Below are 13,877 nucleotides of genomic sequence, written 5' to 3'. Positions count from 1 at the left end.
TTTTTCAGTAAAAACCTAACTTAAGGGTTGCATTCGGGTGCTCATATTTCGTTACGTTATTCGAGAAACGTTTAAAGCCCAGCTAGCTGTTTTTGTAGTGCTCATGACTATCTTTTTGAGCCAGCAGTTTATTCAAGTGTTAGCTGAAGCTTCGGACGGCAAAATACCAACAGATTTGGTGTTTTTGGTGATAGGTCTGCAGCTGCCAGGTTTGGCGTCACTGATTCTGCCGATCAGTTTATTCCTAGGGATTTTGCTGGCCCATGGTCGACTTTATAGTGACAACGAAATGTCGGTCTTACACGCCTGTGGGGTGAGTGAATGGTATATCACTCGCACCACTTTAGTGTTTGCGCTTGCGGTGTCAGTACTTACGGCACTTCTTACTTTGTGGTGGGGCCCTGCGGCACTTTCTCAAGAGCACCAAATAGCGGAAAAAGCACGCAGTGAAACAGGTGTTAGTGTTATCCAAACAGGGCGCTTTCAGCAGGTAGCCAGTCAGCGAGCTGTGGTGTTTGTGGAAAACCAAACAGACGGGCAAGAACTAGAAAATATTTTTGTCGCACAAATGCCGTCTAAACAGCTTTCACCACAAGCGGTTATGGGTGATGAAGAGCGTGCTAGTGTGGTGATGGCGCGTAAAGGCAATATAGTAAGCTTGGAGTCGGGTGCTCAGCTGCTTTCCTTACAAGATGGCCGCAGATATACGCAGCACTTAACAGCCTTAGACCAGCAAGTGATGAGCTTTGATACGTACCAAATGCAAATTCGGGAGCAAGCCCCAGACGAAACGCTGAAGCGACAAGAAGCCATTTCAACCTTTGAACTTTTACAAACAGACTCTGCTGAGGCACGTGCTGAGTTGCAGTGGCGTATTGCTATTCCCCTGGCTATGCCGCTGCTCGCACTTATTGCGGTTCCTTTAAGCCGTGTGAACCCTCGACAGGGGAAATTCGGCCGTATGGCACCGGCAATACTCATTTACTTGGGGTACTTTATGTTGCTTATGGCGGCTAAACGCGCTTTAGCAGCAGAACGAATTCCTGAAATTGCGGGGCTTTGGTGGATTCATTTAAGCCTTTTCCTTATAGGCGTGTCTTTATTACTCAAAGATAGAACCATAGGCCAGAAAGTACGTCGATTAGTAAGGAATAAAACGTGATAAGTATTATAGATCGCTATATTGGCAAAGTTGTAATAGGTACATCGCTGGTTAGTTTGTCTGTGCTGACAGGGCTGTCTGGGCTCATTCGGTTTGTCGAACAAATACGCAGTATAGGTCGAGGAACCTACTCCTTACTAGATGTTATTGCGTTTGTCCTTATGAGTGTGCCAAGAGACGTTGAAGTCTTCTTTCCTATGGCTGCCTTGCTTGGTGGCCTGATTGGTATGGGGATGTTAGCGAGTAACAGCGAGCTTGTGGTCATGATGGCAGCGGGGCGCTCGAAACTAAACCTGATGGGCTCTGTCATGAAAGCCAGCCTTGTGATGGCCGCCTTTGTCCTTATTCTTGGGGAGTGGGTAGCCCCCCAATTAGAAAGTAAGGCACGCCAAATGCGAGCTCATGCAGTATCGGGTGGGTCTTTGTTAAGTTCTCCTGACGGTATTTGGGCTAAAGACGGTGATAGCTTTATCCATATTGGAGAATTAGAAAGTACAGGGGTTTTAAACGATGTGTCTATTTATGAGTTTAACGAACGGAAACTAGAGCGTGTACTGCATGGTGAGCAAGCCGTGTATGCCAACAATTCGTGGGTACTAGCAGATGTGCGGTCGAGCACTATGGGGGAAGAAGCGATTCATAATGAGCACTATTCGACCTGGCAATGGGAAACAGGCTTAAACCCAGAGAAGCTGGGTATTGTCATAGTACGCCCAGAGTCCTTGTCTATTTCTGGTTTAAATAGCTATGTGAATTACTTGCAGAGTAACCAACAGAATGCCAGCCGCTACGAGCTTGCCTTTTGGCGTAAAGTGCTAGGGCCTTTCACAGTCGCCGTGATGTTATTGGTTGCTTTGTCGTTTATATTTGGTCCCTTGCGTTCCGTTACCATGGGAGCACGCGTGCTTTTAGGTGTTATTACGGGATTTGCCTTTCACCTTTCAAGTGAAGTGTTTGGCCCTATTTCTCAGGTGTATGCAGTGCCGCCTTTGCTTGGGGCAGCACTGCCAGGCGTTATCTTTGCTGCAATCGCTATTTACATATTGCAGCGGGAAAAAGCTTAGTTATTTTTTAACAGCAGGCTGACGCCAATTTTTAAACTGGTTTGCTTCTTGGCTTAATCGGACCACCTCACATTTGGCTAGTATGTCTTGTAAGGCGAGCTTTTCTTTATTGAACAAGACCCAAAAGTTGCCAAGGCCAGCGAATGAAAAGAAAAAGCGCAGTACTGCTTGGCGGAAGCTAATAGCTTGGTTGTCGGTGTTTTGCACCCGCAAACGCCAAGCTTTCATACCGAGGGTTTGACCACCCTTACTCCAAAACAAGCTATAAAAGCCGACCAGTACCATGACTAAGTAGGCACGGTATACCCAACTCACCATCAGCCGAGAGGCATGGTCTTGCTCTGCCGCTAAAGGCCACCAGCCAATAGCGTGGAGCAAAGCGCTTACTCCCAAAGCCAATGCGGCTGCAAACATCATGACACCAGCTACCACCAGCAGGTCATAAATAATAGCGGCTAAACGTAAAAACAGACCGACACGTGGGAAGGAAGCATTGCTCATAAATTAGTACTCTTTTGTGGGCATTAAAAAAAACATACTAAATTCTCGCTTGTTTGCTTGATAAAGGCCAGTTCTTCCGTATAATTCGCTCGTCTTTGTTTGACACGCTTCTCAATGCCTGGGTGGCGAAATTGGTAGACGCAGTGGATTCAAAATCCACCGTTGGCGACAACGTGCCGGTTCGAGTCCGGCCCTAGGCACCAAACACTCTTCATCTCGTTCTTCTCTTACTTGTTCAATTTGTTCATTTTCCTGAAAGCGACCGTATGAAAGGTACCTAAAATACTTTGACCTTATTTTAGCCAGCTTGCGTGTCTACTGTTATAGTAACCTCATGAATATAAAAGAAGAGAATATTGGCACATTTTGAGTGGCCTGATTATGAAAGATACGAATGAAAAACCTACTCCACAATATGATGTGGAGATCCCTTCGCGTGAAGAGCTACTAAAAGCGGTACACGCCGATATTAAGCCGACTTCCTACGCTAGCTTGATTGAACAATTTAAACTTACAGATGAACGTCAACACGTGGGCCTCAAGCGCAGACTACGTGCGATGGAGCGTGACGGTCAGCTGGTGTATACCCGCTCCAACTCCTATGGTTTGCCTGAGCGAATGGACTTAAAGCGCGGCAAGGTTATAGGCCACCGCGATGGTTTTGGCTTCGTCAAACTCGACGAAGGGGGCAAAGACTTATATTTGCCTTACCACCAAATGCAATTGACCATGCACGGCGACACTGTATTAGTGAAAGCGGGTTCTGCCGATCATAAAGGACGAGTGGAAGCACGTATTGTGCGCATTATTGAACAAGGGAAAACGGAAGTTGTTGGACGTTATTTTGTGGACCAAGGTGTTGCACTTGTGGTGCCTGATGACTCACGTGTGAGCCAAGACCTCATTATTCCGGCCGAAAATAGCAATGGCGCTCGGCATGGGCAGATGGTCGTGGCAGAAATACTCAAGCGTCCTACCCGCCGCAGTAACCCAATGGGGAAAGTGGTTGAAGTGCTGGGCGAGCATATGGCGCCAGGAATGGAAATAGAAGTGGCCATTCGCGAACATGGCTTACCCCATGAATGGTCAGCGGAAGTGTTACGTGAATTAGAAGCCATTCCTGAGCAAGTAACAGAGCAGGACAAGCAAGATCGCGTTGATTTGCGCCAATTACCTCTTATAACCATTGACGGTGAAGACGCCCGCGACTTTGATGACGCGGTTTATTGTGAACGTGATAACAAGGGCTTTCGTCTTTGGGTGGCGATAGCTGATGTAAGCCACTATGTGCGTGTTGGCACCCAGCTAGATACAGAAGCCACAGAGCGCGGGAACTCGGTGTATTTCCCGAATAATGTAATTCCTATGCTACCGGAAAAGCTGTCAAACGGTTTATGTTCATTGAACCCGAATGAAGACCGGTTATGCATGGTGGCCGAGTTAGTGATAAGCACTCGAGGCAAGCTAACCAGTTATAAATTCTACCCTGCTGTTATGCGGTCTCATGCGCGTATGACCTATACCAAGGTAGCTGCCATTCTAGAAGGGGACAAAGAATTACGCACCCAATACGGGGGGATTGTCCCGCATATAGAGAACTTACATGCGCTTTATGGTGCCTTACGGAAGGCTCGAGATCAGCGTGGTGCGATTGACTTTGAAACCCTAGAGACACGCTTTATATTTAATGCGCAACGAAAAATTGAACGTATTGAACCGGTTCATCGCAATGAAGCACACATGTTGATAGAAGAGTGCATGATTGTGGCCAACGTTGCTGCAGCTCGGTTTATTGAAAAGCATGACGCGCTGGCGCTCTTTCGGGTACACGAGCAGCCAGACGAAGACCGTCTTGAAAGCTTCCGTTTATTGCTTGGAGAGCTGGGCATTGTTATGGCTGCTACGGATGAGCCCACCCCTGCGGACTTTCGTGAAGTGCTTGAGCATATTGCCGACCGGCCTGACAAAGAATTGATCCAAATGATGCTGCTGCGCTCGTTACAGCAAGCTGTTTATAGCGCCGAAAACGAAGGTCACTTTGGGCTGGCGCTGGAAGCCTATGCGCATTTTACTTCGCCTATTCGTCGCTACCCAGACTTGATTTTGCATCGAGTGATAAAAAGCGTGCTACAAAAGCAAAAGCCTAAATATGGAGGCTTAGAGGGTGGTAAACCTTATACCGAGCAACAACTTGCGTATTTTGGGCCTCATTGTTCTTCGACTGAGCGACGTGCTGATGATGCGACTCGGCAGGTGGATGACTGGCTGAAAAGTGAATTTATGCAAGACCACGTGGGCAGTGAGTTTCCTGGGATCATTGTGTCGGTAACAAACTTTGGTATGTTTATCCGGCTCGATGAAATGATGATTGACGGTCTGGCACATATTTCGAACTTACCCAGTGAATATTACCACTTTGATGCGGCTCGCCACATGCTTATAGGTGAGCAGTCACGGCAGGTCTACCGGATTGGCGATAAAGTGGTTGTGCGTGTCATGGGAGTGGACCTGGATGAAAGCAAAATAGACTTTGAGCTACTTTCCATTGAGTCGAGCGGGGCAACTTTTCCAGAGCGAATTAAAATACCAAAAGGCAATAAAGGCGCAGGTCGCCATGCTAAAAATAGCAGCAAAGCGGGTCGCCGTAAGAAAAATAGCAAGGGCGCATCCAAAGCAGGTGCGGGTAAACGCAAATCGCAAGGCAAACGTAGGAAAGCGAAAAAACGATGAGCAAAAAAGAAGAAGTATTTGGCATTCATTCGGTACAGTCGATTCTAGCCCATGCCCCTGAGCGAGTGGTTGAGTTATTTGTACAACAAACCAAGAATGAAAAAGAGGTCAGCACAATTTTAAAACTGGCCAAGAAAGCCGGGGTAAAAGCGCAACAGTGTCAACGGAAAGTACTCGACAAACGCTGTGGTGAAGGAAACCATCAAGGGGTTATGGCGGTTGTAATGGCGCAGCCGCAGCTAAATGAGCATGACTTAAAAAGCTTAATCGATAACGCAAAAACAACACCTTTGCTATTGGTACTTGACCAAGTAACAGACCCACACAATTTAGGTGCTTGCTTGCGTACTGCGGACGCTGCGGGTGTGACTGCCGTGGTGGTACCAAAAGACAAGTCGTCGAAGTTAACCAGCGTGGTAAGGAAAGTAGCGAGTGGTGCTGCTGAAGTTGTGCCCTTTGTCGTGGTTACAAATTTAGCGCGTACCCTTCGCGACTTGCAAGAGCAAGGAATTTGGCTTGTAGGTACAGCAGGGGAAGCCACAAGCACCTTATACGAAACGAAGTTGACAGGCCCTACGGCCTTAGTCATGGGTGCAGAAGATACAGGCATGCGACGCTTGACGCGGGAAACCTGCGATGAACTTATTTCAATTCCTCTAGCAGGCTCGGTCAGTAGCTTAAACGTTTCGGTAGCCGCTGGAGTATGTTTATTTGAGGTGGTGAGACAACGCACTGCGTAGGTGCAGTGAAATGTCTTGTAATTGCGTAGCGTATTGCGTAAAATTCGCTCGCTTGAATCAGCCCAATTATTTGTCAAGTTCCTTGCCTTCATGTCAGCCGGGCTGAGCTGAACTCAGGCTTTAATCCATAAGGAGCAATAAATGCGTCATTATGAAATCGTATTCATGGTCCACCCAGACCAGAGCGAGCAAGTTCCAGGAATGGTAGAGCGTTACAGCGACGCCATTAAACAAGGTGGTGGTTCAATTCACCGTCTAGAAGACTGGGGCCGCCGCCAACTAGCTTACCCAATTAACAAACTGCACAAAGCACACTATGTTCTAATGAACGTTGAAGCTCCAGCAGACGTAATTGAAGAGTTAGAAACTAACTTCCGCTACAACGACGCGGTTCTTCGTAACCTGATTATGCGTAAGGACGAAGCTGTAGATGAGCCTTCACCTTTTGCTAAGCCAAAAGAAGATCATCGTGAAGCTCGTCGCGACGCGAAAGCTGAAACTGAGACCGAAAAAACTGAAGCTGAAACTACTTCTGAAGAGTAATTTTAGTGAATGAAAGCGCATTGGGAGTCAATCAGTTTACTCTCGCAGGAAGGCTTATAAAGCCACCCCGTGTTAGTAAGAGTCCCGCAGGTGTACCGCATTTGCATGCAACGATTGAACATCGTTCAATGCAAACTGAAGCCGGGTTAAACCGACAGTGCTATGCACGAATTCAGATGGTTGCAAGCGGAGAATGGACCCAAGCGTGGTCAAAAATTTTAACTGTGGATAGTGCAATAAAGGTCACTGGTTTTATTCAACGTCATGAAGATCATAACGGAATGGGTAAATTAGTCCTGCACGCACAGAGAATAGAACAGGTTTAACAGGAGAACATCATGGCTCGTTTTTTCCGTCGTCGTAAGTTCTGCCGCTTTAAGGTAGAAGGCGTTAAAGAAATTGATTACAAAGACATTGCTACGCTTAAGAACTATGTTACCGAAAGCGGTAAAATTGTTCCTAGCCGGATCACCGGTACGTCAGCTAAGTATCAGCGTCAACTAGCTCGCGCTATTAAGCGTGCTCGTTACCTGAGCTTGCTACCGTACACCGATGGCCATAAGTAATAGGAGTAGCAATAAATGAACATTATTTTATTAGACAAAGTAACGAATCTTGGTGGCCTAGGCGACAAAGTAGTAGTGAAGTCTGGTTATGCTCGTAACTTCCTTTTCCCTACAGGTAAGGCAGTTCCAGCAACAAAAGCAAACGTTGAAATGTTTGAACAGCGTCGCGCCGAGCTAGAAGCTCAGCTAGCGGCAGACCTAAAAGCAGCAGAAGAGCGTGCAGAGAAAGTAAACGCACTTGAAGCTGTTGTGATCAGCTCTAAAGCTGGTGAGGAAGGTAAGCTGTTTGGTTCAATTGGTACGCGTGATATTGCTGCTGCAGTATCTGCTGCTGGCGTTGAAGTTCAGAAAAGTGAAATTCTAATGCCTCACGGAACTATCCGTGAAGTGGGCGAGTTTGACATTGAATTGCAATTGCACGCTGACGTTTTAGCAACCATTAAGTTGGTGGTTGAAGCAAGCGCATAAGCCTCGCTTTTGTTAGAGATATGAAAAGCAGCACGTGAGTGCTGCTTTTTTTTTTGCGCCTGTGTATTATTGATTGTCTGGTTTTTCCTAAGGAATGTTGTGTTCATGGCAGAAAGAAAAAAGTTTCAAGATGATAAAGTTGAGGTACTGAAAACAGCACCACACTCAGTTGAAGCTGAGCAGTCGGTACTCGGTGGCTTGATTTTGAACAACCAAGCTTGGGACAGTGTTTCTGAACACGTCATAAAAGAAGACTTTTATTTACGCGCCCATGGCATAATTTTTGAAGCCATGCAGACTCTCTTAGAGAACGGCCAACCGATTGACATTATTACTTTATCTGAGCACCTTGAGTTAACAAATCAGTTGGAAGCTGTTGGTGGGTTTGCGTATTTATTAGAAATCCAGAAAAACACGCCAAGTGCTGCGAACATACTTGCTTACGCCGACATTGTGCGTGAACGGGCTGTAGTACGTGAAGTAATAGCGGTTGCCAATGAAATTGTAGAAAGTGGCTACGACACACAAGGGCGTAGTAGCTTACAGCTGCTCGATGAAGCTGAAACCAAGGTTTTTGCAATTGCTGAAAAACGGGCCAAAAAAGATGAAGGCCCAGAAAACCTGAGTGAAATACTTTCGAAAACTCTAGAGCGCATTGAGTTTTTGAGTCAGCAAAAAGACAACAGTGGCGTGACGGGGGTAGCTACTGGCTTCTATCTGCTGGACAAAATGACCACAGGTCTTCAAGAGTCCGACCTTATTATTGTGGCAGGGCGTCCGTCCATGGGTAAAACCACCTTTGCGATGAACTTAGCTGAACAGGCAGCGCTTAATGAGGACTACCCAGTGCTCGTATTTAGCCTAGAAATGCCTGCTGAGCAGCTCATGATGAGGATGTTGGCGTCCCTTAGTCGTGTTGACCAAACCAATATACGAACAGGTAACCTAGACGATGACGACTGGGCGCGGTTAAGCTCAACCATGACCATGCTGAAAGACAAAGGGAAACTGTATATTGATGACGGCTCAAACTTAACTCCGACAGAAGTTCGTTCTCGTGCTCGCCGCGTATACAAAGAAAATGGTGGCATTAGTATGATTATGGTGGACTACTTACAGTTGATGACCGTGCCAGGGATGCATGAAAACAGAACCCTTGAAATTGCAGAAATTTCGCGCTCATTAAAGGCTCTGGCGAAAGAGTTAAAGTGTCCTGTGGTTGCCCTTTCACAGCTTAACCGTTCCCTTGAGCAACGCTCAGATAAACGCCCAGTTAACTCCGACTTACGTGAGTCGGGCTCGATTGAGCAAGACGCCGACGTGATTATGTTTATTTACCGTGATGAGGTATATCATCCGGACTCGGAAGACAAAGGGTTAGCGGAAATTATAATTGGTAAGCAACGAAATGGCCCTATTGGCCGAATCAAAGTGAAATTCCATGGTCAGCTTTCGCGTTTCGATAACTACGCTGATGCAGAAATAGGAGAGTTTTAAGTATGCGAGCAGCTTGGGCGGCTATTGACCTGGAAGCACTAAGCAATAACGTTGCATTAATAAAAGCGGAAGCTGCCGGCCGAAAAGTACTGGCTGTTTTAAAAGCGAATGCCTATGGGCATGGACTGACACGTATTGCACAAGAGTTAGAGCAAGCTGATGCACTTGGTGTGGCTCGCTTAGAAGAGGCGTTTGAGTTACGCTCAGCTGGTATTAGTCGGCCCATCGTGCTGCTAGAAGGCTTCTTTGCAGACGACCAACTGCCCATGCTAGCGGCCAGTAATATACAGCCGGTGATTCATCATGAATGGCAGGGGAAGGCGGTTTTGGCCGCAACAGACTTGCCGGCCCCGCTGCATGTATGGCTGAAAGTTGATACGGGCATGCACCGCCTTGGGTTAGAGCCGAGCAAAGCACAAGCCTGGTACCAGGCGCTGACAGACTCCGCAAATGTAGCGGCGAGCCCTATTTTAATGAGCCACTTTGCCTGTGCTGACGAGCCTGAGCACCCACAAAACACTTACCAGATAGAACAGTTTAAGCAGCTGGTTGATGAAATAAAGCCCACGGCAACGTCTATGGCCAACTCGGGTGCGTTATTCGCGCGCCTGGGGCAAGAACATGACTGGGTAAGGCCTGGACTAGCAATGTATGGAATTAGCCCCTTCCTCACTCACGCGCCAACTCTGAGTCCACGTATACATAAACTAAAGCCTGTTATGACACTGTGTGCGGATGTTATTTCAACACGGGATGTAAAAGCAGGTGAAAGTGTAGGTTATGGGTCTGCTTGGACGAGCCAGCGTGATACTCGTATAGGCATTGTCTCTATTGGTTATGGCGATGGCTACCCGAGGTTAGCGCCAGAAGGTACACCTGTATGGATTGCTGGTAAGCGCTACCCACTGGTAGCACGCGTGGCAATGGATATGGTGACGGTTGACTTGGGTCCGGATAGTAAGATGGAGCCAGGTGAAACAGCACAGCTTTGGGGAGCAGACTTACCGGTGGAAGAAATTGCAGCTCACGTGGGTACAGTGCCTTATGAACTGCTTTGTAATGTGGCTCGGCGCGTCAACCTATGTTACGAAGGCAGCGACAAATAGCTGCCTAGAGTTTGTCGAAACAAATTTCCAAGTAGGCTTTACCCGCAGCATGGCTAAAGGGCATAACAATGCGAGGGCCTTCAGCTCTGTGTTTAATAGTATGGTTAATGCCGGATACGACAATAGGCGAAGCCATATTAAAGTCGAAGCCTTTTTCCTCAAGAATCTTTTTTGCACCACCCGTGACCATGTTGGTTATTTCACCAACCATATCAATAATATCGTTATTAATATGGGGCGGTTTTTCGCCAAGCATTTTATGCATTATCTCAATGGCTAAGCTTTCTTCAAAAGAAATAGAGAAAGAGCCTTTGGTTTGTGGTGCTATCATACCAATGAGCCCAGACACGTCGCCACGAGCGCGGTCGTCTTTCTTTAATGCAGCTTTGCCAGGCTTTAAGTCTATTTGCGCCATCATGGACAAAACATTTTGTAGCGACGTCAAAAATGGGTTTACGAATTCAACATTCATTGTTTGTTATCCATTTATTATGATTCTTCTATTCTGAATGTTGCTTGCAGGAACTGCAAACACCATGGGCCTCAACTGTTTGGTGGTGTAGCTTGAAATTATGTTTTTTAGCTTGTTCAAGCATAGCCTTGTCAACACCTTTACAGTGTACTTCCTGCACACCATGACACTCCACACAGATCAGCATGTGGGCCGTATGTTGGTGGTCAAAGTGTGTACATAATACGTACGTATTGGTTGACGTTATTTTATGCACAAACCCTTGCTCTTGTAAGAAATCGAGCGCTCTATAAATAGTAGGCGGTTTGGCATTTGGCACCGTGGGCTTGAGCAGCTCTAATAAATCGTAAGCACCAATAGCTTCTTCGCGGCCAGAAAGAATACGAAAAACTTCACTGCGTGTGGGGGTCATACGAACCCCACGACGTTCACAAACGGCCTTAGCCTCAGCGAGTAAATGTTCAATGTTGTAAGTAGTCATAGTTTGAGTATATCACGCAATTTATTCTACGTAATCCCATACAAAACATTGATCTTAAAGGCCATGAAGTGAAACCAAAAGGGACACAGCGTTTTCATTGAAATTGCTGTATAATTCGGCGGAATTGAGAATACAAGTTGAGAAGCCCAGTGTCAGTGAGTCAGTCTATTATGCCCCAAACAACCAAGCCTACGTCCTTTTCGAGTCATCGACATGCCTTTTCCGTGGCCCCTATGCTGGACTGGACCGACAGGCATTGTCGTTACTTTCATCGCCAACTTTCCGACTCTGTACTGCTATACACAGAAATGGTCACGACGGGGGCCATCATTTATGGAAAATACGACCTGTTGGAGTATAACCGCGAAGAGCATCCAGTAGCGCTGCAATTAGGCGGTAGTGACATCAAAGACTTAGCTCATTGTGCCCGCTTAGCTGCAGAACGTGGTTACGATGAAATTAACTTGAATGTTGGTTGCCCTTCAGACCGAGTTCAAAATGGCCGTTTTGGAGCCTGCTTGATGGCAGAGCCGCAGCTCGTTGCTGATTGTATTAAAGCAATGCAAGATGCAGTACCAGATGTGCCGGTGACGGTGAAAACGCGCTTAGGTATTGATGAGCATGATAGCTATGAGTTTTTATGTGCTTTACTTGACCGCCTAACGGACGTGTCATGCCCTCGTGTTATCTTGCATGCGCGCAAAGCGTGGTTACAAGGGCTGAGTCCGAAAGAAAACCGGGATATTCCAGAGCTAAATTATGACCGGGTATACCAAGCTAAGCGTGACTACCCTCATTTTGATCTCCATATAAACGGTGGTGTACAAACGCTGGAGGAAGCAAAGCGACACTTAGCTCATGTGGATGGTGTAATGATAGGCCGAGCTGCCTACCAAAACCCCTGGATGCTCCAAGAAATAGATAGTGTTATTGGCGGTAGAGCCAAAGTGCAGGAGCGCTTTGAAGTGGTGGAGCGCATGATTCCCTATATTGAAGGCTACTTGGCTAAAGGGGGGCGTTTTTGGCATGTTGTGAGGCATATGCTGGGGTTATACCAAGGTTTGCCTGGCGCCCGGCAATGGCGCCGCTTGTTAAGTGAACAAGGCCCACGAGCAAATTCAATTCAACCATTATTAGACGGCCAAGCGTTACTTCTGGAGCAGGCACAAAGAACAGCAGAACATGTTGCGTCTTTTAGCGAAAGACTCGAAGGCGAGGTGAAAGTTTGATAAGTTGTTAACTTCATGTTTTGGATTGGTTTGGAGCCCCTATGAAGTTGAAGTATGTTACGGCCTTTATTGCCGCTACTCTATTAACAACCCCACTTGTTGCCAATGAATTTCACGTAAGTGAAAAAGCCCGTGAAATAGCTCATAGCAACATGATTATCGACACGCATATAGACGCACCTTGGCGCCTGAAAAATAACTGGGAAGACTTAACAGGCGCAGCGAAGCAAGGCGACTTTGATTATGAACGGGCAAAAGAAGGTGGCTTAACGGCCCCTTTTATGGCCATTTATATCCCGGTTTCCTATGAGAATAATGGGGCGTTTAACTTAGCAAACCATTTAATCGACTATGTAGAAGCTATGGTGTATCGGGCCCCAGATAAGTATGCCATCCCACATTCGACACAAGAACTTGAAGAGCAGTTTAAAGAAGGGCTTATTTCTTTACCTATGGGAATAGAGAATGGTGCTCCCATTGAAGGCAAGCTAGAAAACGTTCAACATTTTTATGACCGTGGTGTGCGCTATATCACCCTTGCTCACTCGGAAGACAACCATATATCTGACTCGTCTTACGATACCAAAAATAGCTGGGGTGGCTTGAGCCCCTTTGGTAAGTCACTCATTGCTGAAATGAACCGCGTGGGTGTGATGGTTGATATATCACATGTCACAGACGCTGCTTTTTATGATGCACTAAAAGTGTCGAAGACACCCCTGATTGCCACGCACTCTTCAGCGCGTCACTTTACACCTGGTTGGCAACGTAACATGAGTGATGAAATGATAGTTGCCTTAGCCGAGAACGGCGGCGTTATTCAAATAACCTTTGGATCTTCTTTTATTAGTCAAGAAGCAAACCAATATAGAAATAAAATTAATACGTTAACTGCTGAAATTAACGAGCGTTTAGGTGAAGGTACTGCTGCCGCTGAAGCCGCTATAGAGGTTATGAAACAGGAAAACCCGTACCCATTCGCCCATGTGAATCATGTACTAGACCACATAGACCATGTAGTGAAACTGACCAGTGTTGACAACGTTGGTTTAGGGTCAGACTTCGATGGGGTAGGGGATTCGTTACCTGAAGGCCTAAAGGATGCGAGTATGTTTCCAAACCTAATACAGGGCTTGCTTGATCGCGGGTATACAGAGTCAGATATTGAAAAGATTTTGTACAAAAACACCCTACGCGTGTGGAAAGCAACGGAAGCGTATGCAGCACAGAGCCACTCTTACTAATACACGCTAGTGTGCACTCTAAACAATGTAGCACTTCGCTTAGCTGTGATGTTAAGTGCAGCTAAGCGAGCAAA

General features: G+C 46.6%; 15 protein-coding genes and 1 tRNA gene. 13 read left to right on the top strand and 3 right to left on the bottom strand.

Features of this window, described 5'->3' with window-relative positions; translation table 11 throughout:
• Positions 1-37 precede the first annotated feature (37 nt).
• A complete protein-coding gene (gene lptF, locus CWE15_RS09290; RefSeq protein ID WP_126757816.1) occupies positions 38-1,162 on the top strand; it encodes an LPS export ABC transporter permease LptF in 1,125 nt (374 codons plus the stop codon).
• Positions 1,162-2,226 carry an LPS export ABC transporter permease LptG gene (gene lptG, locus CWE15_RS09285; protein ID WP_198675010.1) on the top strand — a complete coding sequence of 355 codons (1,065 nt, stop codon included), beginning with the start codon at positions 1,162-1,164 and terminating at the stop codon, positions 2,224-2,226. Before lptF ends, lptG begins: the two co-directional genes overlap by 1 nt.
• Here lptG and CWE15_RS09280 read toward each other — a convergent pair whose 3' ends face one another.
• Entirely contained in the window at positions 2,227-2,727 is a 501-nt protein-coding gene (locus tag CWE15_RS09280; RefSeq protein WP_126757814.1) for an RDD family protein, read from the bottom strand.
• 116 nt (positions 2,728-2,843) lie between these two features.
• Between CWE15_RS09280 and CWE15_RS09275 the strand changes: the two genes are divergently transcribed.
• From CWE15_RS09275 to alr, 9 genes are all read left to right on the top strand, one after another.
• Positions 2,844-2,930, top strand: a tRNA-Leu gene (locus CWE15_RS09275).
• 178 nt (positions 2,931-3,108) lie between these two features.
• Positions 3,109-5,457: a ribonuclease R gene (gene rnr / locus CWE15_RS09270; protein WP_126757813.1), complete on the top strand. Its 2,349-nt coding sequence runs from the start codon at positions 3,109-3,111 to the stop codon at positions 5,455-5,457.
• Positions 5,454-6,197: a 23S rRNA (guanosine(2251)-2'-O)-methyltransferase RlmB gene (gene rlmB / locus CWE15_RS09265; protein WP_126757812.1), complete on the top strand. Its 744-nt coding sequence runs from the start codon at positions 5,454-5,456 to the stop codon at positions 6,195-6,197. Before rnr ends, rlmB begins: the two co-directional genes overlap by 4 nt.
• Before the next feature lie 141 nt (positions 6,198-6,338).
• Positions 6,339-6,740: a 30S ribosomal protein S6 gene (rpsF, locus tag CWE15_RS09260; RefSeq protein WP_126757811.1), complete on the top strand. Its 402-nt coding sequence runs from the start codon at positions 6,339-6,341 to the stop codon at positions 6,738-6,740.
• 5 nt (positions 6,741-6,745) lie between these two features.
• Positions 6,746-7,066: a primosomal replication protein N gene (gene priB / locus CWE15_RS09255; RefSeq protein ID WP_420807754.1), complete on the top strand. Its 321-nt coding sequence runs from the start codon at positions 6,746-6,748 to the stop codon at positions 7,064-7,066.
• Between the two features lie 12 nt (positions 7,067-7,078).
• A complete protein-coding gene (gene rpsR / locus CWE15_RS09250) occupies positions 7,079-7,306 on the top strand; it encodes a 30S ribosomal protein S18 (RefSeq protein ID WP_126757809.1) in 228 nt (75 codons plus the stop codon).
• Positions 7,307-7,321: 15 nt separating this feature from the next.
• Positions 7,322-7,774, top strand: coding sequence for a 50S ribosomal protein L9 (gene rplI / locus CWE15_RS09245; RefSeq protein ID WP_126757808.1), 453 nt, complete (start codon positions 7,322-7,324; stop codon positions 7,772-7,774).
• A 105-nt stretch (positions 7,775-7,879) separates the two neighbouring features.
• Entirely contained in the window at positions 7,880-9,271 is a 1,392-nt protein-coding gene (gene dnaB, locus CWE15_RS09240) for a replicative DNA helicase (protein WP_126757807.1), read from the top strand.
• A gap of 2 nt (positions 9,272-9,273) precedes the next feature.
• Positions 9,274-10,377 (top strand): alanine racemase, encoded by a 1,104-nt coding sequence (gene alr / locus CWE15_RS09235; RefSeq protein WP_126757806.1) that lies wholly within the window; start codon positions 9,274-9,276, stop codon positions 10,375-10,377.
• Positions 10,378-10,381: 4 nt separating this feature from the next.
• Here alr and CWE15_RS09230 read toward each other — a convergent pair whose 3' ends face one another.
• The gene (locus tag CWE15_RS09230; protein ID WP_126757805.1) at positions 10,382-10,849 is read right to left on the bottom strand and encodes a chemotaxis protein CheX; all 468 of its coding nucleotides are present in this window, start codon (positions 10,847-10,849) and stop codon (positions 10,382-10,384) included.
• A gap of 28 nt (positions 10,850-10,877) precedes the next feature.
• Entirely contained in the window at positions 10,878-11,330 is a 453-nt protein-coding gene (gene zur, locus CWE15_RS09225) for a zinc uptake transcriptional repressor Zur (RefSeq protein ID WP_126757804.1), read from the bottom strand.
• A gap of 170 nt (positions 11,331-11,500) precedes the next feature.
• Here zur and dusA point away from each other — a divergent pair, with 170 nt between their 5' ends.
• Entirely contained in the window at positions 11,501-12,559 is a 1,059-nt protein-coding gene (gene dusA, locus CWE15_RS09220; RefSeq protein WP_126757898.1) for a tRNA dihydrouridine(20/20a) synthase DusA, read from the top strand.
• 41 nt (positions 12,560-12,600) lie between these two features.
• Positions 12,601-13,803, top strand: a complete 1,203-nt coding sequence (locus CWE15_RS09215) for a dipeptidase (protein ID WP_126757803.1) — start codon at positions 12,601-12,603, stop codon at positions 13,801-13,803.
• Positions 13,804-13,877: the final 74 nt, after the last annotated feature.

Origin of the sequence: Aliidiomarina taiwanensis, from assembly GCF_003987015.1 — a bacterium.
Lineage (GTDB): Bacteria > Pseudomonadota > Gammaproteobacteria > Enterobacterales > Alteromonadaceae > Aliidiomarina > Aliidiomarina taiwanensis.
This window is presented reverse-complemented; position numbering and strand designations above follow the sequence as displayed.